Below are 19,001 nucleotides of genomic sequence, written 5' to 3' on the forward strand. Positions count from 1 at the left end.
AAAAAAACCGCTTCGTATCGGGGAGACGTCCCAATGAATTTGCCATCACACGCTCGCGTCGTTGTCATCGGCGGCGGAATAATCGGTTGTTCGACTGCCTATCATCTTGCGCGCGATCATAAGGCCGAAGTTGTGTTGCTGGAGCAAGGCAAGCTTACCTCCGGCTCCACATGGCACGCCGCCGGTCTGGTCGGCCAATTGCGCTCGTCCGCCTCAATCACGCGCGTGCTCAAATATTCGGTCGATCTCTACAAGCGGCTGGACGAGGAAACTGGCTTGGCCACCGGTTGGAAGATGACGGGTTGTCTGCGGCTTGCCACGAACGAAGACCGATGGACAGAGTTCAAGCGCCTCGCGACCACCGCCAAGAGCTTCGGCATGGACATGCATCTAATTTCGCCTGAAGAGGTCAAAAAGATGTGGCCACTCATGGATGCGTCCGATCTCGTCGGCGCATCGTGGCTGCCGACCGATGGACAAGCGAGCCCTTCAGACATTGCGCAATCGCTTGCCAGGGGCGCACGCATGCATGGCGCAAAGATTTTTGAAGACGTGCGTGTCACCGGCTTTGAAATGGATGGCAAACGCATCACGAAGGTGAAAACTGATCAAGGCGATATTGCTTGTGAGATTGTCGTGAATTGCGCCGGACAATGGGCGCGACAGGTTGGCGCGATGGCAGGCATCAACGTGCCGCTTCAGCCGGTAAAGCATCAATACATCATCACCGAAAAAATCGACGGGCTATCGACCGATGCGCCGACTATTCGCGACCCCGACCGGCGCACCTATTTCAAGGAAGAGGTCGGCGGGCTCGTGATGGGCGGTTACGAGCCGAACCCTCAGCCTTGGGAAACGGGCCTGTCCGGCGGCGACGTTCCGAATGATTGGGAATTTCGACTGTTCGACGACGACTACGATCATTTCGAGCAGCATATGACACAGGCGATTGCCCGCGTGCCTGCGCTCGAACGCGTCGGCGTCAAGCAGATGATCAACGGGCCGGAGAGCTTCACGCCGGATGGTAATTTCATTCTCGGCAGCGCGCCGGAATGCGCAAACATGTTTGTCGGCGCTGGTTTCAATGCCTTTGGCATCGCGTCCGGTGGCGGCGCAGGCTGGGTGTTGGCGCAATGGGCCATCGATGGCGAAGCGCCGCTCGATCTGTGGGTAGTCGATATTCGCCGCTTCTCTGGTTTGCATCGCGACCGGCAGTGGGTGAAAGATCGCACGCTCGAGGCATATGGCAAGCACTACACAATCGGATTCCCCCACGAAGAATATCTGTCGGGACGCCCGGCCATTGTCTCGCCGCTCTATGAGCGATTGAAGGCGAGGCAAGCGGTTTTTGGCTCCAAGCTTGGTTGGGAGCGGCCAAATTGGTTTGCGCGCAATGGCGAAGCGGCGGAAGACATCTATTCCATGGGACGTCAGAACTGGTTCGACGCGGTGGGTGACGAACACCGCCATGTCCGCGAGGCTGTGGGCATGTTCGACCAATCCTCATTCGCCAAATATGAGTTGAAGGGCGCGGATGCGCAAAAGGCACTGGACTGGATTTGTGCGAATGATGTGTCCAAGCCTGCCGGCCGCCTCACCTATACGCAACTGCTCAACACTCGCGGTGGCATAGAGGCGGATCTGACCGTCGCTCGCCTTGCTGACGACCATTTCTATATCGTCACGGGAACCGGCTTCCGCACACATGACCTTGCATGGATAGCTGATCACATCGAACCTGGGCTCGATGCCAAGTTGACGGATGTCACCGAACAGTTTGGTACACTTTCGCTGATGGGACCGAAGGCGCGTGACGTACTATCTGCGGTCACGGATGCGGATGTTTCCAATGCGGCGTTTCCGTTCGGGCATGTACGCGAGATCGAAATCGCGGGTGCAAAAGTGCGTGCGCTTCGCGTCACCTATGTCGGAGAGTTGGGCTGGGAATTGCATATCCCAATCGAAGCGACAGGTGCGGCTTTCGATGCGCTCATGCAGGCTGGCGAGCAGTTTGGCATCAAGCTCACAGGCTATCGCGCTCTCGAGTCTCTCCGGCTCGAAAAGGGTTATCGCGCATGGAGTTCGGACATCACAGCCAACGACAATCCGTTTGAGGCGGGTTTGGGATGGGCGGTTAAACTTCGCAAGAATGTTGATTTTCTTGGCCGCCGGTCTTTGGAAAACGCTAACGGTAAGGCGCTTACCAAGCGACTTGCGAGCTTCACGGTCGAAGATCCCGAGGTTGTTCTCCTCGGACGCGAAACCATCCTGCGCGATGGCCAGCCGGTCGGCTACCTGACCAGCGGAGGCTACGGCTACACTGTAGGCAAGAGCATCGGCCTTGGCTATGTGCGAAACGGCGAAGGCGTGGCCGATGATTGGCTCTCCGACGGAAAATACGAACTGGTCGTCGCCATGCGCAATGTACCGGCGCAAATCCATCTGGAACCGCTTTACGACCCCACAGCTTCAAGGGTGAAATCGTGACTTTCCACGCAGACCGGCACGTTCATATTCTTATAATAGGTGGTGGTGCGATAGGCACGTCGCTCGCATATCACCTCGCTCGTGACGGCGCGAAAGATGTGCTGCTTGTCGAGAAATCGCAGCTCACGCACGGCTGTACATGGCATGCGGCAGGCTTGGTCGGACAGCTTCGTTCCAAGCGGAATTTGACGCGCCTGATGCAGAATTCCGTCGCCGTGTTTGACCGGCTCGAAGAGGAAACCGGGCAGGCGATTTCGTGGAGAAAAGTTGGGTCGCTGCGTCTTGCCGGAAGCCGTGACCGCTGGAGCGAAATTCGCCGCTCGATGGGGCAGGCGAAAAGTTTCGGCGTGGAGTGTCACGCGCTTTCCGCCAGTGAGGCGAAAGGGCTTTTCCCTTTCATCGTCGAAGATGGAATCGAGGGCGCGGCCTTTATCCCGGGCGATGGTTACATTGACCCCTATTCGCTGACCATGGCGTATGCCAAGGGCGCGCGCCAATATGGTGCGAAGATCGAAGAAGGTGTGTGTGTCGAGGAGATTGTAGTCGAAGGTCGCAGGGCGCTTGGCGTCGTGACCAACACTGGCAACATAAGCTGCGAAATCCTGGTCAATTGCGCGGGCCTCTGGGCCAAGCGTGTCGGAGAGATGGCAGGTGTTTCGCTCGCAGCGGGCATTGTCGAGCACCAATATTTCCTCACCGAGAAAAAGCTGAAACTCGATCCCAACCTCACCACACTTCGTGACCCGGACAACAATTTCTACCTGAAGCCGGATACTGGCAGCTTTGCCATCGGCGGTTGGGAAGATGGCTCGAAAGGTTGCTGGCGCGGCAAGCCACCGCTCGATTTCGGGCGCGAACTGTTCGAGCCCAACATGGATCGCCTGGAGCTTTTCGCCTTGCCAGCCGCAGAGCGGCTTCCAGTGCTGAACGAAATTGGCATTCAGACCGTCATCAACGGGCCCATCCCCGTTTCATACGATGGCGAGCCAATAATCGGTCTGGTGCCCGAACTGGATAATTACTACACGGGTTGTGGCTTCACTGCGGGCATTGCTGCTTCGGGCGGCGGTGGGCTTGCGCTATCGAACATGATTTTGCACGGCGATGCAGGTATGGATCTGTGGGCGTTCGATACGCGGCGCTTCGGTCCGTTGCATTCGCAAGGCCGCTATCTCGAACAGCGCGCAATTGAGGCATATGGCTCCTATTACAAGATTCATTGGCCGTCGGAGGAAGCCCACGCTGGTCGCGGACTGAGGCGTTCGCCTTTGCATGAGCAATTGCGGAAAAACGGCGCAGTGTTCGGCTCGAAATTCGGATGGGAGCGACCAAACTGGTTCTCGCTGCCCGGCAGCGAAGCGATCGAACTCGGCAGCTTTGAAGGCAAGCCCGGCTGGTTCGATGCGGTTGGTGCAGAGGTAAAAGCGATCCGCGAGCGCGCGGTGCTGATCGATCAAACATCATTCTCCAAGTTCGAGATTTCTGGGAAGGGTGCGCTTTCAGCTATGCAGCACATCGCCGCGAATGATCTCGGCACCAAACCGGGCCACGCGATCTATACCCAGCTGTGCAACAATAATGGCGGTATCGAAGCAGACGTCACGATCCTGCACCTGTCCGATGATCTGCTGTGGCTTGTCACAGGCTCAGGCTTTGGTGTTCGCGACCGCAATTGGGTCGAGCGGCAATTGCCAGACGGAGTGAACGTCCGAGACGTCACCGACCAATATGCAGTAATCAACATCTGTGGCCCGAAATCGCGCGAGATTTTGCAATCGGTGAGCGACGACGACCTTTCGAATGAAGCGTTTCCGTTTCTCACTGCCCGCAAAATTGAGGTTGGCGATGCGACCGCCCTGGCGGTGCGAGTGGGCTACGTCGGAGAACTGGGTTGGGAGCTTTACATCGCGCAGGAATTTGCGCCGCATGTCTATGACACGTTGAAGGAAGCTGGCCAACCGTTTGGCATCGCCGACGCTGGCTATCGTGCCATCGAAGCGTGCCGGCTCGAAAAAGGTTATCTCTATTGGTCCGGTGATATCACGCCGGACTACAATCCATACGATGCAGGGCTCGGTTTCGCCGTGGCGCTGGATAAGGGCGACTTCACCGGGCGCGAGGCCCTTCGCACGATCAAGAAAGATGGCGTAACGCGCAAGTTGTGCTCCTTCACCATTGATGGCTTTGCGCCCCTGCATGGCGGCGAAGCTATCCTTTCTGGCGGAGAAGTGGTTGGTTCCACTGCCTCTACTGGTTACGGCTATACGCTCGGCAAGACAATTGCGTTCGGTTACTTGCCGGCTTCGCTTGCGGACGAAAAATCATTTGAAATCGAGGCGTTCGGTAAAGCGTACAAAGCGACGCGTGGTCCGCGTGTGCTGTATGACCCCAAGATGGAAAGGCTCAAGGCATGAGTGAAGACCTCGTGCTTGCTCGGGAAGCGATCCGTTCTATCCCCATGCTCGTTGGCGCGGGCGAACCGCAGCGTCTCGGCGGGCTCACCAATTTGGTCTTTCGCGTAGGCGACTATTGTCTGCGCATACCTGGGCGGGGAACCGAGGAATATATAGATCGCGCCAACGAGGGCTTCGCCGCGCGCGAGGCCGCAAAAGCGGGCGTTTCCCCGGCGCTGGAATATTTCGATCTGAATACCGGGATAATGGTCACGCGCTTCATCGACCGCGCGATCACGATGACCCCGGCAGGCTTCAAGTCGGTAAACGGTTCGCCTGCCCGCGCTGCCCAGGCATTCAGGAGATTGCATCGATCAGGTGCGACGTTCCCGTTCCGCTTTGAACTGTTCTCCATGATCGATGGCTATTTGAGAATCCTGTCGACAAAAGACGTCGTCCTGCCGCCGGGCTATCATGAAATCGTTCGCGAAGCAGATAGCGTTAGGTCGGCACTCAGCGCGCATCCATCTGAAATTGTCGCCTGCCATTGCGACCCTTTGTGTGAAAACTTTATCGACACGGGAGAACGCATGTGGATCGTTGACTGGGAGTATTCCGGGATGAACGATCCGATGTGGGACCTCGGCGATTTATCCGTCGAAGGTGGCTTCGATCAGGCGCAGGAAGATGAAATGCTGAACGCTTATTTCGAGGGCGAGCCGCGTCCTTCTGAGCGCGGGCGTGTCGTAATCTATAAGGCCATGTGCGATCTGCTCTGGACGCTTTGGGGCCTCATCCAGCTAGCCAATAATAATCCGGTCGATGATTTTCGCGCTTATGCCGATGGACGTTTCGGCCGGTGCAAGGCTCTAATGGAAACGCCGGATTTTGCGCGCCATCTCAAAGCAGTTGAAGCTGGCGCGTAGCCTTCATTTCTTGGCGTAAATACCGTCCAAGGCCTCGATCAACATCGCAGCCTTGTCGTTCGTCAAGCGATAGAAAATCTGCTTGGATTCCCGACGGGTCTCTACGATCCCAGCCAGACGCAAAACGCCCAATTGCTGCGAGAGAGACGGTTGGTGCAGATCAAGCTTAGCCTCAAGCTCGCCAACGGAGTGTTCTTTCTGGAACAGTGTAACCGCGAGCATCAGGCGTGCCGGATGCCCGAACGCTTTCATTAATTGCGCTATTTCATTTGAGCGCTTGTGGAAGCGTTTCGCGTTTATAGGTGATTGATTAGCTGTATTTGCCTTTGCCCGCACTGTTTCCCCACTCAATTAGAGTTCGCCGTCATTAGATAATTAAACACACTATATTTGGTTCCAACTTTGTCAGTTGTACGAGTCTTTTGGTGCAGCGAAGGCTGAAATCGAAGCACACAGGCTGGTTGTAGGCTGGAGCAATTAATACATCTTGCAATTGTGCGAAAAACACCGCACCTGCCCTTTATGCGGAAAATATTGCTGCATACAGCTTTCATGACGCTGCTTTCAGTCGGAAGCCAGGCTGCTGACCGAGGCACCCCTTTGGAATCTCCAGCTTGTAAGCTGGTTACGCAGCATCAAATCGAAACATATACGGGCACTCCGGCTGCTCTTAAGGAATCTCGAGGCTCTGAAGATGAGGCCAGCGTCTGTTCATGGGTCGGGAGCAACGAAGATGCCGCTGTAAGCGTGATGCTCTTCCCCGGATCGTCGCATGGCATACCCAAAGGCGCGGAACGCAGCTATTTCGATCAAATGATCGAAGGCGAAAAGCGCAAATATGAGGCTGGTGAATTTGTTGCGGTGCCAGAACTTGCCGACGATGCCTGGGCGCTCGATCTGGCTGACAATCCGACCCAATATTTTGCAGTATATCTCATCAAAGGTGAGGACAACGTCACAATTGTCAGCAATGGCATCGGGCTGGAAGCGACGGTCGCGATTGCGCGCGAAGCCGCCTCCCAAATGTAAAGCAGTCAATTTCAAGCCAAATATTTGTTGAACCAGGCGATGGTGCGGTCCCACGCGAGCTTGGCTGCGGCCTAATCGTAACGCGGCGTGGTGTCGTTATGGAAACCGTGATTCACGCCGGGATAAATATAAGCCTCATAGGTCTTGCCTGCTGCTTTCAACGTCTCTTCATATGCTGGCCAGCCTTCATTGATGCGGGTGTCCAACTCTGCATAGTGCAGGAGCAGCGGAGCCTGAATGCGCGGTACATCCTCCGATTTAGGTTGGCGGCCATAGAACGGCACCGCGGCCTTGAGTTCGGGATAGGCGACCGCAGCAGCATTGGCGACGCCGCCGCCATAACAGAAACCTGTAATGCCGACATTGCCCGTTGTGCGTTCGTCTTTCATGAGAAACTCGACCGCCGCGAAGAAGTCATTCATCAATTTCTCTGGATCGACCGTCTGCTGCAATTCTCGGCCCTTTTCATCATTGCCGGGATAGCCGCCGACTGAGGTCAAGCCGTCAGGCGCGAGCGCTATGAACCCGGCTTTCGCCACGCGCCGTGCAACGTCCTCAATATACGGGTTCAGTCCGCGATTTTCGTGAACAACAACAACTGCCGCGACCTTACCCTCCGCTTTCGCAGGGCGCACCATATATCCACGCACATCGCCATGACCGTTGGGCGAGGGGTAGGTGATGTATTCTGGAACGATGTCTGGGTCGGTAAACTCGACCTGATTGGCGAGCGCATAATCCGGGCTCATGGAGGCCAAAATAGCCGCAGCGGTCATGCCGCCCACTGCGTATTTGCCCGCGCGATCTAAAAACTCGCGTTTGGAAATCTTGCCATGCGCGTAATAGTCGTAGAGTTCCAGCAATTCCTGCGGAAAATCCTTCGCGGTCAGGCGCGTCATGTCGCACTCCTCCTCATTTGAGTTGCCAGATATTAGAACACCCACACCGCGTTTGGGTTCACATCTATGGGAGGCTTTGGCGATTGAAACGCAAATGCACGCCCGGCGGTAGCTGTCCGGCAAGGTCCAGATGGTGTCGAGCGACATTGGCGATAACCGGGTATCCGCCGGTTACAGGATGATCGTTCAGAAACAGCACCGGCAAGCCATTTGGCGGAACCTGAATCGCACCATGAACTGTCGCTTCGCTCGGCAATTCACGCTGATCGACCCGCCCCAGCGCGGAACCCGTCAACCGTAGGCCGATCCTGCTGGACTGCGGTGACACCTCCCAAGGTTGCGCAAGAAATCGCGCCACAGAGTCATCGGTGAACCAATCGTCTCGCGGCCCAAGAGTAATGTCGATTGCAATTGTTTCGCCGACGGATGGCATCGGGAAAGGTTCCATTTCGCCGGTCGAGACAATCGCGCTCTTTGGTGCTTCGAGAACATCGACAATCGACCCTGCAACCAGCGCAGACGGCCCGATCTTTGCGAGCAAATCCCGCGACGAACTGCCCAGAAAACGGGGCACATCGAAACCGCCCCGCACCGCCAGATAAGACCTTAAACCGCGAGGCGGCACGCCAATGGTAAGTATGTCGCCACTGTCAAGTGCCAGTACCTCAAAGCGCCCCGCAACTTTTGTTCTGCCATCGGGTTTTCGGACGGTCATCGAGGCAGGCGCTCCCGACAGCGCGAGAAACATTTTCCCGGCGGCTTTTAATTGAACTTGCCCGAGCGTAATCTCCAGAGCCGCAACGCCCGGTTCGTTACCCACCAATCGATTGGCGATCCTGTAGCTGGCTTTATCTGCTGCACCTGACTCGCTGACACCTTGGCTGGACTTGCCGGGCCTGCCCTCATCCTGAATCAGCACAGGAAACATGCTGTAGGTAATTTCGATGCTTACTGCGGCTGACCGTGATTGCCGCGCGCGTTTTTTGTACTCCAGAGGCTGAACTTCAAACTGTTCGTTTGTGACGTCGCGAAACTGAACGCGGAATCCCGGTTCCAGCAGCGCGGCTGGCTCACGCTCCGGATCGAACATTACGAGTGGCGTCGAGCCGATTAATTGCCATCCACCGGGGCTGTCTTTCGGGTAGATTCCACTGAATTCGCCTGCCAATGCCACGTCGCCAGCCTTTATTTGTACTCTTGGCGTTTTTCGGCGCGGAACATTCAGGGACGGATCGCCACCCACCAAATATGCAAAACCCGGCGCAAAGCCTGTAAAGGCCACGGTGTATTGCGAATCTGTGTGACGCCGCACCACCTCGGCCTCGGATATGCCGACCATCGAAGCGACATCCGCAAGGTCTTCACCATCATATCGCACTGGTATTTCAACCAGTGGCCCGGACGGCGCCGCCGCAATTGAAAGGTTCAGACCAGCAATTTGGGCGGCGATTTTTTCTTCTGATATTTGTTCCGGATCGAACACGACAAGCACTGTACGTGCTGCGGGGACAATTTCTAGAATCCCTTCGATCGGATTGACCGATAGCGCTGCAGCCAAAGCGAGCGCTTCGTTAAGGCTGTCCAGTTCGATAAGTGTCGATCCAGCGCGGACAGGTAGAAAGCGCATAGTCTCTAGACAAATGATCGAATTGTCAGGCCTGCACGTTCAAGCCCCGCTCGCAGCTGTCGCGCTACGTCTACCGCATGGGGATTGTCTCCATGCACGCAAATGCTCTGAGCATCGATCTGAGCCTTTCCGCCATCAATCGATGGCAAAAAGCCATCTTCAACCATGCAGATCATCCGTTCCGTGATTTGCGCCGTGTCCGTCAACAGTGCTCCCGCCTCTCGCCGGGAAAGGAGTTGACCGTCCGACGTATAGGCACGGTCTGCAAAAGCCTCCGCAACGACCTTCACCCCGGCACCGCGCGCTTGCTCGACGAGTGGCGAACCTGCAAGCGCCATCAGCACGAGATCGGAATCGATGCTCATTATTGCCGTGATCACATCGCTTGCCTGACGCTTGTCGAATGCGATTGTGTTGTAGAGCGCGCCGTGCGGCTTCACGTACGTCACTTTTGTGCCGGCAGCGGTTGCGAGTCCTTGCAGCGCGCCGATCTGATAAATGACATCGCCCACTAGTTCTTCGCTGGAGGGGTCCATGTTGCGGCGGCCAAATCCAGCAAGATCGCGATATCCAACATGCGCGCCCACTGCGACGCCGCGCTCGGCAGCCGTTCGCAAGGTCTTCAGGATACCGACAGGGTCACCTGCATGGAAGCCGCATGCGACATTGGCACTGCTGACGATGTCGAGCATCGCTTGATCATCGCCCATCTTCCAAGCAGCAAAGCTCTCGCCAAGGTCGCTGTTCAGGTCGATTGTCGGCATTGGCTCTAAACTCGGTCGTAGAGATCCTCGAAGCGAACAATATCGTCTTCGCCAAGATAAGATCCTGTCTGCACTTCGATCACTATCAATTCAGCGTCACCCATATTGCGCAATCTATGGATGCTTTCCCGCGCAATGTACACATTTGATCCAGCTTCGAATATGCCTGTATCACTGCCGACCGTTATCTCGCCCACGCCTTGCACAACGGTCCAGTGTTCGTCCCGATGATGGTGCAATTGCAGCGATAGCGCTGCGCCGCGCTTCACCACTAGCTGCTTTACCTGAAAATTCGGTCCGCCACCCAACCGCTCGAACCATCCCCAAGGGCGGTAAGTGCGGGCGTATGCATCTGTCTCGCTCAACTGCGGAAGCAAGTCCTTTATCTTCGACGATTGTTTGACATCCGCAACCAGAATCGCCTGTGGTGTGGCCACGACCGCCACATCATTCAATCCGATAACTGCGGTGCGTCTACCATCGGAAAATACGAGACTATCGCGCGTGTCGATCAGGTGGGCCTGTCCGGCGGTCACATTTCCAGCCGGGTCTTTGGCGCCTAGATCAAATACAGACTGCCATGTGCCCATATCGCTCCATCCAAACGAAGCGCGCACAACGGCTGCGCGAGAGGTTCTCTCTAACAACGCATAGTCGATGGAGATGGCGTTCAGCCCCTGCGCGGCACGTTCTGGCAGGATCAGCGCACCATTATCATCCACTGCGTTAGCAAGCGCGTTTTGGGCGGCTGCGGCGATATTCGGTGCGCTCTTTGCAAGCTCAGCAATCATCGCGTCTGTATCAAACAGCATATTGCCGCTGTTCCAGAGACAGCCCGATCTGATCAACTCCATCGCATGCGGTTGGTCAGGTTTTTCAACAAAGCGCTTGACGCTGTACCCTTTGCCGACGTGTAGGACTTGCCCGAGTTCGATATAGCCGTAGTCCGAACTTGGGTGATCGGGCTCGATCCCGAATATCGCTATATGGGACCTCGCAGCCAATTTTACCGCGTTTCGGCAATCATCTTCAAATAGCGTCTGACCCTGCAAATTGTGGTCAGACGCAAGGACCAGGCACAGCCCGCCGTTTCGCTTTGCTTTGGCCTGATGCGCAGCAACGCTCACCGCTAGCGCCGTGCCGCATTTTGGCGGCTCCAGTACGAATTCCACCGCTCTGCCAATTGCACGGGCCTGCTCAGTGGCAATCCACCGATAGGCTTCTTGTGTCATGACAATCGGCGTACCGAACATTTCGCCGGATACCGCACCTATTGCCGCCTGAAATGTCGAGCGGCCATCTGACAACAACGGCAGAAATTGCTTGGGCATCGTGACTTGAGATAACGGCCAGAGCCGAGTGCCCACGCCTGCTGCGAGTATGACTGGTGTAATGCGCAATCCCATCTGCGCAGCACACTGAAGCCGGTGTTGAGGTCAAGAAATAATATAAGAATATATGAATATATAAACAGCTTAAGCGTATGCACGCGCGTTGGCTGCGCCTTCATTCGATTCCCGGAATAGCTGCGAGGCTGCTATTCCAGAATATGTGCCTTTCCAGACACCGCAACCTGCACGATCTCACCAACAGCTGGCGATTCAACGCTCGGCTTTTTCAATATGAGCGGGGTGTTGCCTATCGCCGCAAGCTCCGGCGAATCTGGGTTGTTCAGCAGCTTCACCGCAACGGTAGATATCGCACCCGCAAATTCAGCATCTGAAACTTCGGCGAAAATCGCGCCTGGCTTGGCGGCGGCAACGTCAGTGCTTGAGGCTGATCGCAATGAAATTTGTTCCGGTCGCAACAGGATACGGGCAATATCACGCCGCTCGGTGGTATCTACCGATAGCCGACCGAGTGAACATTCAGCCCAGCCATCTGCTATAGTCGCGCTAAGGACGATTGCGTCTCCAAGCGATTCTGCAACCATACGGTTTTTCGGCTTGAGGTAGAGTTCGCGTGGCGTCCCCACTTGAGCGAAACGACCCTCGCGCATAACCGCAACCTGATCGGCAAATGACAGCGCTTCCGCCTGATCGTGCGTCACGAGAATGGTAGTGATCCCCGCGTTTTCCAACACCTCGGCTACCGCTTTGCGCATCGAGGCGCGCAGACCTGTGTCGAGCGCTGAAAAGGGTTCGTCGAGCAGCATCATCTTCGGCTTTCTTGCCATCGCCCGCGCCAGCGCAACGCGCTGTTGCTGGCCGCCCGAAAGCTGATGCGGACGCCGAAGGAGTATGTGTCCATCCAAGCCTACGGTGTATGCAAGGTCCGAGATCATCTTTTCGCGGCCGGGCGCATTGCGATCAATTCCGAATCCGATGTTCTCGGCGATCGTCAAATGCGGAAACAAAGCGCCATCTTGTGCGACAACGCCGATCTCCCGGCGGTGCGCTGGCACGGTTCCGCTTGCGTTGGCGATCACCTTGCCATCCATCAGGATAGTTCCCGCATCAGGGACATCAAAGCCCGCGACCAATCGCAAAAGCGTGGTTTTACCGCATCCAGATGGACCTACGATTGCCGTCCGACTTCCGGTTTTGACGTCAAGATCAATGCCACCAAGCGCAGCGACTCTTCCATAGCGTCGCTCAACTGAACGCAGTTCGAGAAAGCTCATCGTCCGGCCATCCGTTGCGATTGATCATGCAGTAGCCAAATCAGCGGCAAGGAGATCAAGATCATGACGAGCGCATAGGGTGCCGCTGCCGCGTAGTCCAATTCGCCGCTTAGGGCCCAAAATCCCATCGCCAAGGTGCGCGTTCCGTTTGGTGCCAGCATCTGTGTGGCCGTCAATTCATTCATGATACCGAGCGAAGCCAGTGCCATACCAGCCGCAGCTCCGGGGGCGGCGAGCCGAATTGTCGTTGCCCAGAGCGCGTTTGCGGGCCGCCTGCCCAGACTTGCTGCGGCGTGTTCCAGCTCGACCGGTGCCTGCGCAATCGAAGCGCGCAGGCTGACCAGCGCGCGGGGCAGAAACATCAGCGTATAAGCCAGAAGGATTGTTGCCATGGTCTGATAGAACATATGTGCTGTGCGCACCGTGATCGTAACTACGGCGAGCGCGATCACAACGCCCGGCAGTGCCCCTCCGAGATAGTTCAAGCCCTCGAGCGCCCGTTGCGCGCCGCCGGGGGCGCGAATTGAAAGCCACGCCATCGGAATCGCGGCCAGCGTCGTTAGCAAACCGCCCAAAATGGCAAGAACCAAGGTCTGGTAAAACGCATAGCCAATCTCATCGAAGCGCCATATATCAGCGCCGCCAGCCATCAGCCATCGGCCAATTGTCAGCAGCGGGATACCAAGGGAAAACAGCGCTGTTGCTATCAACAATGCGAGGCAGAGAGGCGTCAGTTTGCCGAGCCGCACAGGCTCAATTTGCCTGGCCGCACCAGAACCCACTCGCGAATATCGCGCGTTGCCTCGTACGCCCGCCTCGATACTAAGAAGCACGAGGCAACAAACAACAAGCACCCCAGCCAACATCGTTGCTGCGGGTCCGTTAAAGCTCGATTGGTATTGGTCGACGATAGCGGTGGTAAACGTATCGAAGCGTATGAAAACATAGAGGCCGTATTCTGCCAAAAGGTGCAGCCCGACCAACAAGGCCCCTCCACACAGTGCCAATCGCAATTGCGGCAGAATCACACGAAAGAAAATGCGCCACGGCGTCAGCCCAAGCGAAGCTGCGGCATCTTCAAGCGCTGGATCGAGCCGCCTTAGCGTGGCGGCAATCGGCAAATAGAGGAATGGAAAATAGGCAATGACGGAAATGATGACGCCAGCCCAAAGGCCGTTCAAGCCGGGGAACAGGCTGATCCAAGCGTAGCTCTGCACAAATGCCGGCACAGCGAGCGGCGCGACGCAAAGCCAAGCCCAAACGCGCCGAAATGGTAGGTCGCTAAATTCCGTTAGCCAAGCGAGCGCAAGTGCAAGCACGGTGCAAAGCGGCACCGCCAGAACCAGCAGCATGACGGTGTTGACAAGTAGTTCGCCTACGCGCGGCCGAAAAATCAGGGAAATCGATGTTTCCCATCCCGTTTGCCAGCCGATCCAGGCGATGAACGGAAGGGGCAGGATTGTGAGGAAGGTAATTGCGAACGCCGCAATAGTCATCCATCGCGACACCCAACCGTGACCACGAGGAATCTTAAGGAAATCCTCTGCGGTAACCAGATCTCGTTCTTGTGCTATAGTCTGTGTCATTCGGAAAGCGGCTCCCACGAGCAATTGCGCCTCGCGGGAGCACCTCGAATTAGCTCTGGAAGATGTTCAAAGCAAGCCGGCTTTTGTCATAAGATCCGTAACCTTGGTGCTGTTCAGGTTCGTAGGATCGACCTTGGGCGACTGCAAATCCTTGAGTGGAACCAGTGCCGGATTGGAGTCTGCACCGTTGCCGACGGCATATTCGAACGATGTTCCGGTCTTGAGAATCTCCTGTCCGGCGTGGCCGGTGATCCACTTGATCAGCGCCTGTGCTTCCTTCTGGTGCTTGCTGGACGCCAGCACGCCACCGCCCGAAATACTGACGAAAGCACCGGGATCCTGATTCTTGAAGTAATGCAGGTCGACATTGGCGCTGTTCTCGCCTGTCTTGGAGCGATCGCCGAAGTAGTAATAATGATAGATGATGCCGCCGTCGATCTCGCCGGCATTGACCGCCTTCATCACGGTTCCGTTTCCTCGATAAGCTCTGAAATTCTCTTTCATCGCCTTTAGCCAGTCGGCTGTGACCTGCTCGCCTTTTAGTTCAAGCAGCGCGCCGACTATTGCCTGAAAGTCTGCTCCAGTCGGTGATGCAGCCCAGCGACCCTTCCAGCTTGCATCAGCCAGATCGAGCATCGATTTCGGCAATGTATCAGCGCTGAGTTTGGATTTGTTGTACACGAAGACCGTGCTACGCGCCGCGATCCCAATCCAATGGCCATTTGCAGGTCGGTACTGTTCCGGAACCTGGCTCAGCGTGTCCGCGTCCAGCGGCGCAAACAGACCGAAGCTGTCCACGAGTGCCATCGCCGGCGAGTTTTCCGTCAGGAACACGTCTGCCGGAGAATAAGCACCTTCGGCAATGATCTGATTGCCGAACTCTGTGTCGCCGCCTTGCCGCAAAGTGACCTTAATACCGGTCTCCTTGGTGAAGCCGTTGATCCATTCTTTTGTGAGACTTTCATGCTGAGCGTTATAAACGACGATACCTTCTGCATCTTGAGCGGAGGCAACCGTGCACATCACGGCGAGCGCAAGCGCGCCCGCGCAGGCTGTAGTTAAAAGTCTCATGGGAGGGCTCCAAGCCATTTCAAAACGAGGCGGAGACCTAGCAATACATGATCCTGCAAGTCAACTTAAATACCTGATTTCATACCTCAAACGAATAAAAACAGCGCGTTGGGAAGGATGCGGAGAATCTCTGGATTGCTCAACGATCGTGCAGGCACCCATCAGACGTCTTTCCTGACATGATCATTGCATCCTGTTTGCTGTCGTACGGGCGAACATTTCAGCAATTGCCAGCACTGCCGCATGAATCGGTCCTGAAGTGAGGGTCGGCATGATCGAAGCGTCAACGACAAAGAGATTGTTGAGCGTTTTCAGCTGGAGATCTGCATCGACAACTGCGTCCGCATCGTTGCCCATTCTACAGGTGCCACAAGGATGGTGATGCGTAATCACCGCCTCCGCTATAAAATTGTCGATCTCTGCCGCGGTGCTTAAAGGGCCGGGGAGCAATTCGCGCTCCCGCCAATCTGCCAGTTCTTTGCGATGTCCAATCGCTCGGGCTGCCGCGAGGGCTTCGCGAAACAGTTCACGGTCCCTGCTGCTTTTCAAATATGCCGGATCGATGATCAATCGATCGTCGAGTTGCGGTCCGCTAATTGCCACGCTGCCACGGCTCGTCGGATGGGTTACTCCGAACAGCAGCGAGTATGCGGTGCCAGCGGCAGGTGCCTGAAACCGCTCGGAGACGATAGGCGCGACACCGCAGCCAACGACTATTTCGGGTTGTCCGATAGCTGTAAAATCGCCAGCTTTCATATAACTCATTGATTCAGAGTGTTGGAGGCGTGAGGCTGGCACCGGCTTTCGTGCGGCATACAGATTGCCTGCGCCTAGCAGATGATCCTGCAGGTTCTGACCAATCGCCGGCATGTCGATTAAACAGCTCACACCCGCGGCAGCGAGCACACCTTGCGGGCCAATACCGGAGCGCATCAGCAGGGCCGGACTTTCAAGCGCGCCTGCGGAAAGTATTACACGATCAGCAAAAATTTCTGCCGAACCTTGTGGCCCTGCGACCTCAAGACTGCGGACCCTATTATCGTTCAAGCTTAGCCGCACCACACGGGTTCCCGTGAGAATGGTCAGGTTTTTGCGGACCCGAACGATATCGGTAAGCCAGGCATCTGCAACGGTGACGCGCTTTCCGTCGCGGATATTCAAAGAATTTGGCGTAACGCCGATCATATCTCCGCTATTGTGCCCCTCCAATCGAGGCAGCCCCAATGAAGCGCCTGCTTCGATGAAGTCACGCGCAAGAGGGCTTACTTCCTCATTTGGCAGATAGATCGGCAGCGGTCCGTTCTTGCCGTAAATGCCGTTTCCTCCAAGCGGGTGATCTTCGATAGCCTGAAAAACATGGCTAAGTTCATCCCAACCCCAGCGGCTATCGCCAGTCGCGGCAACCCAAGGCTGGAAATCGCAGGGGTGCCCCCGCATGTAGCCCATTGCGTGCAAGCAACTCGAACCACCGATCACTCGCCCGCGCGCCCAATGATGAACCCTATGCGCAGTGCCACTTTGTGGCTCAGTGCGATAATCCCAGTCGTAGCTTCGTCCCTGAAGCATTGGCCACGCGGCGGGGTTCCAAATGTCCGGGTCTGTTGGTTCTCCGCCTGCTTCGATTAACAGAACTCGAATATCCGGATTGGCACTCAGCCGCGCGGCAAGCAGCGATCCGGCAGACCCTCCGCCAACGATGACGAAATCAGAGTTCAATCCGTGCTGAACGTTCTTCGTTGGCATCATCACTTCCCTTGCGGACTTCGAGGATGACCTGAGCCTGAGATGGCGAAAGCCCCTTGCTCAAATCCGGGTTCGGCATATGCATGACCCAAAATGTAATGTGAGGACGCGCTTCTTCAGATGGCCCTAGCTGGCGCTGTCCATGGAAATCTTCGCCGCAGCTTTTGCCTTCAAGACGTGCCGTTTCGAAGCTTTGCGAGCGGCCTTCTCGTCGCCTGCGGCAATTGCCTCGAATATCTCCCGCATTTCGGACAAGCTGCTTTGCGCTCTGCCCTCCAAAGACATGGATCGCCCTCGAAAGAAGCTGATTCTTGCCACCAAGCCGCGGTGTACTTCCTCCAAGACCGGATTTCCGCAATTCGCGAGAATGATCGAGTAGAAGTCGGCAGCAGTCATAACCTGAGCCGCGCTGTCATTGCTTGATGCCGCATCTTCAAAAGCGGACAGAGATTTCTCGAGTTCCGCCAACTGTTCCGCGGAAATTCTCAGTGCGCACCGTCCCGCCGCCTCGACTTCCATAAGCTCGCGAACTTCGTATATGGCGGTTGCTTCTTCCCACGTGAGCGCAGGAATAGACGGGCCGCGATTAGGCACGATTTCGATAAGACGCTCCGCCTCAAGGCTGCGTAGCGCCTCTCGAAGCGAAGGTCGGCTAATGCCCAGTTGCGCGCATAGCTGACTCTCGACAAGGCGGCTTCCAGGTTGAAACATTCCGGAGAAAATGGCCAGCCGCAACTTGCCTACAGTCTCCTGTTGCACTGTGCGCGGGGAAATCCGCAAATTCAGTTCAGGCGGCATAGGTTTCATCTCATTGGGTGTGGACGGAAACTATTACATCATAAGCGATGCCGTCGAATATGACAGCATGAAAAGTAAGATCGTCAATTATAAAGATTGCAAGAATGTCAGACAATCTTGTTGACGAGCCCCGGGTTGTGTGATCCCTTCAAGTAAGGGTTGCAGTGGTGGGGAGGATCGAGAGAGTGGCAGGAGACAGACCTTCCGGGCAGTTCAGATTGCGCCGCATAGACACGGGCCGAATTGTGCTCAACGTTCGCGAAGGTGGCACCGGTCCTTTGATGCTGTTCTGCCACGGCATCACTGCCAATTCGGCAGTTTTTCCGCCCCTGATGGCTGGCTTTTCCGACCGGTTCACGACGATAGCGATTGACCAGCGCGGGCATGGCCTTAGCGACAAACCGGATACTGGCTACGATGCAAGTGATTACGCTGACGACATTGCAGCGCTGATTAAAACGCTTGGCATGGGACGCGCCATTCTGGTGGGGCATTCTCTCGGCGCAAGAAACTCCGCTACGGTTGCCGTGAAATTTCCCGACCTCGTGCGATCCGTCATCGCGATCGATTTCACGCCCTATATCGAGAATGAAGTCTTCGATGCTCTGGAAGCTCGTGTGAATGCAGGCAGTCGCCCATTCCAAGATATCCTGGCTGTCGAGGAATATCTCTCCAATCGCTATCCGAACATACCTGCCGACGCCATCAAGGTGCGTGCCGAAAGCGGCTATCAGCAGACCGATGATGGATTGCGGCCCCTCGCGTCGCCCTCTGCAATGGCACAGACTGCCATTGGACTGCGCGCGGACCTGGTCCCTGTCTACACGGAGGTCAGGCGACCCGTCCTCATTGTCCGCGGCGAGGTAAGCAAGCTCGTTTCAGAGGCGGCTTTGGCAAAGACAAGTCGGTTGCGGCCGGATTTGCCGGTGGTCGTTGTTCCCGGTGCAGATCATTACGTCAACGAGGTTTCCCCGGAGATCACGTTGCGAGCCATCACGAATTTTATCGACGCCTGACGGCAGGTACGCCGTCTCATTGTACGCAGCAGGATTTAG

General features: G+C 56.1%; 15 protein-coding genes. 5 read left to right on the forward strand and 10 right to left on the reverse strand.

Annotated features, from left to right (window positions below; genetic code table 11):
- Positions 1 to 33 precede the first annotated feature (33 nt).
- Genes DY251_RS06665 through DY251_RS06675 form a run of 3 tightly spaced genes read left to right on the forward strand, consistent with a single transcriptional unit; the run spans position 34 to position 5,806 of the window.
- Complete coding sequence (locus DY251_RS06665) at positions 34 to 2,487, forward strand: GcvT family protein (RefSeq protein WP_116623074.1); 2,454 nt, start codon at positions 34 to 36, stop codon at positions 2,485 to 2,487.
- Positions 2,484 to 4,901: a GcvT family protein gene (locus DY251_RS06670; RefSeq protein ID WP_116623075.1), complete on the forward strand. Its 2,418-nt coding sequence runs from the start codon at positions 2,484 to 2,486 to the stop codon at positions 4,899 to 4,901. Before DY251_RS06665 ends, DY251_RS06670 begins: the two co-directional genes overlap by 4 nt.
- Positions 4,898 to 5,806: a phosphotransferase family protein gene (locus DY251_RS06675; protein ID WP_116623076.1), complete on the forward strand. Its 909-nt coding sequence runs from the start codon at positions 4,898 to 4,900 to the stop codon at positions 5,804 to 5,806. The genes DY251_RS06670 and DY251_RS06675 overlap by 4 nt, the downstream gene beginning before the upstream one ends.
- A gap of 3 nt (positions 5,807 to 5,809) precedes the next feature.
- On the opposite strand, the gene DY251_RS06680 is transcribed toward DY251_RS06675, so the two are convergent.
- Positions 5,810 to 6,106, reverse strand: coding sequence for an ArsR/SmtB family transcription factor (locus DY251_RS06680; protein WP_245415886.1), 297 nt, complete (start codon positions 6,104 to 6,106; stop codon positions 5,810 to 5,812).
- Positions 6,107 to 6,406: 300 nt separating this feature from the next.
- On the opposite strand from DY251_RS06680, the gene DY251_RS06685 reads away from it, so the two are divergent.
- On the forward strand, positions 6,407 to 6,835 hold the full coding sequence (locus DY251_RS06685; RefSeq protein ID WP_137113404.1) for a hypothetical protein: 429 nt from the start codon (positions 6,407 to 6,409) through the stop codon (positions 6,833 to 6,835).
- 71 nt (positions 6,836 to 6,906) lie between these two features.
- On the opposite strand, the gene yghX is transcribed toward DY251_RS06685, so the two are convergent.
- The 9 genes from yghX to DY251_RS06730 all read right to left on the reverse strand — a co-directional run bounded on the left by yghX (position 6,907) and on the right by DY251_RS06730 (position 17,946).
- Positions 6,907 to 7,734 carry a YghX family hydrolase gene (gene yghX, locus DY251_RS06690; protein ID WP_116623079.1) on the reverse strand — a complete coding sequence of 276 codons (828 nt, stop codon included), beginning with the start codon at positions 7,732 to 7,734 and terminating at the stop codon, positions 6,907 to 6,909.
- A gap of 64 nt (positions 7,735 to 7,798) precedes the next feature.
- A complete protein-coding gene (locus DY251_RS06695; RefSeq protein WP_116623080.1) occupies positions 7,799 to 9,361 on the reverse strand; it encodes a 5-oxoprolinase subunit B/C family protein in 1,563 nt (520 codons plus the stop codon).
- Between the two features lie 5 nt (positions 9,362 to 9,366).
- Complete coding sequence (locus tag DY251_RS06700) at positions 9,367 to 10,125, reverse strand: LamB/YcsF family protein (RefSeq protein ID WP_116623081.1); 759 nt, start codon at positions 10,123 to 10,125, stop codon at positions 9,367 to 9,369.
- Between the two features lie 5 nt (positions 10,126 to 10,130).
- Complete coding sequence (locus tag DY251_RS06705) at positions 10,131 to 11,525, reverse strand: mannose-1-phosphate guanylyltransferase/mannose-6-phosphate isomerase (RefSeq protein WP_158553227.1); 1,395 nt, start codon at positions 11,523 to 11,525, stop codon at positions 10,131 to 10,133.
- A 137-nt stretch (positions 11,526 to 11,662) separates the two neighbouring features.
- A complete protein-coding gene (locus tag DY251_RS06710) occupies positions 11,663 to 12,748 on the reverse strand; it encodes an ABC transporter ATP-binding protein (protein WP_116623083.1) in 1,086 nt (361 codons plus the stop codon).
- A complete protein-coding gene (locus DY251_RS06715; protein ID WP_245415887.1) occupies positions 12,745 to 14,244 on the reverse strand; it encodes an ABC transporter permease in 1,500 nt (499 codons plus the stop codon). The genes DY251_RS06710 and DY251_RS06715 overlap by 4 nt, the downstream gene beginning before the upstream one ends.
- Positions 14,245 to 14,400: 156 nt before the next feature.
- On the reverse strand, positions 14,401 to 15,405 hold the full coding sequence (locus DY251_RS06720; RefSeq protein ID WP_116623085.1) for an iron ABC transporter substrate-binding protein: 1,005 nt from the start codon (positions 15,403 to 15,405) through the stop codon (positions 14,401 to 14,403).
- 183 nt (positions 15,406 to 15,588) lie between these two features.
- Positions 15,589 to 17,148 (reverse strand): GMC family oxidoreductase, encoded by a 1,560-nt coding sequence (locus DY251_RS06725; protein WP_116623149.1) that lies wholly within the window; start codon positions 17,146 to 17,148, stop codon positions 15,589 to 15,591.
- A 126-nt stretch (positions 17,149 to 17,274) separates the two neighbouring features.
- Positions 17,275 to 17,946, reverse strand: coding sequence for a GntR family transcriptional regulator (locus tag DY251_RS06730; RefSeq protein ID WP_116623086.1), 672 nt, complete (start codon positions 17,944 to 17,946; stop codon positions 17,275 to 17,277).
- Between the two features lie 185 nt (positions 17,947 to 18,131).
- On the opposite strand from DY251_RS06730, the gene DY251_RS06735 reads away from it, so the two are divergent.
- A complete protein-coding gene (locus tag DY251_RS06735) occupies positions 18,132 to 18,962 on the forward strand; it encodes an alpha/beta fold hydrolase (protein WP_245415875.1) in 831 nt (276 codons plus the stop codon).
- Positions 18,963 to 19,001: the final 39 nt, after the last annotated feature.

This window comes from Mesorhizobium denitrificans (assembly GCF_003403035.1).
GTDB classification, from domain to species: domain Bacteria; phylum Pseudomonadota; class Alphaproteobacteria; order Rhizobiales; family Rhizobiaceae; genus Mesorhizobium_G; species Mesorhizobium_G denitrificans.

What these genes read in the sequence shown, in the direction of transcription:
- DY251_RS06720 (WP_116623085.1), bottom strand. Translation starts at nt 15,405, where the DNA reads ATGAGACTTTTAACTACAGCCTGCGCGGGCGCGCTTGCGCTCGCCGTG.
- DY251_RS06710 (WP_116623083.1), bottom strand. Translation starts at nt 12,748, where the DNA reads ATGAGCTTTCTCGAACTGCGTTCAGTTGAGCGACGCTATGGAAGAGTC.
- DY251_RS06700 (WP_116623081.1), bottom strand. Translation starts at nt 10,125, where the DNA reads ATGCCGACAATCGACCTGAACAGCGACCTTGGCGAGAGCTTTGCTGCT.
- yghX (WP_116623079.1), bottom strand. Translation starts at nt 7,734, where the DNA reads ATGACGCGCCTGACCGCGAAGGATTTTCCGCAGGAATTGCTGGAACTC.
- DY251_RS06665 (WP_116623074.1), top strand. Translation starts at nt 34, where the DNA reads ATGAATTTGCCATCACACGCTCGCGTCGTTGTCATCGGCGGCGGAATA.
- DY251_RS06715 (WP_245415887.1), bottom strand. Translation starts at nt 14,244, where the DNA reads ATGACTATTGCGGCGTTCGCAATTACCTTCCTCACAATCCTGCCCCTT.
- DY251_RS06695 (WP_116623080.1), bottom strand. Translation starts at nt 9,361, where the DNA reads ATGCGCTTTCTACCTGTCCGCGCTGGATCGACACTTATCGAACTGGAC.
- DY251_RS06675 (WP_116623076.1), top strand. Translation starts at nt 4,898, where the DNA reads ATGAGTGAAGACCTCGTGCTTGCTCGGGAAGCGATCCGTTCTATCCCC.
- DY251_RS06730 (WP_116623086.1), bottom strand. Translation starts at nt 17,946, where the DNA reads ATGCCGCCTGAACTGAATTTGCGGATTTCCCCGCGCACAGTGCAACAG.
- DY251_RS06725 (WP_116623149.1), bottom strand. Translation starts at nt 17,148, where the DNA reads ATGCCAACGAAGAACGTTCAGCACGGATTGAACTCTGATTTCGTCATC.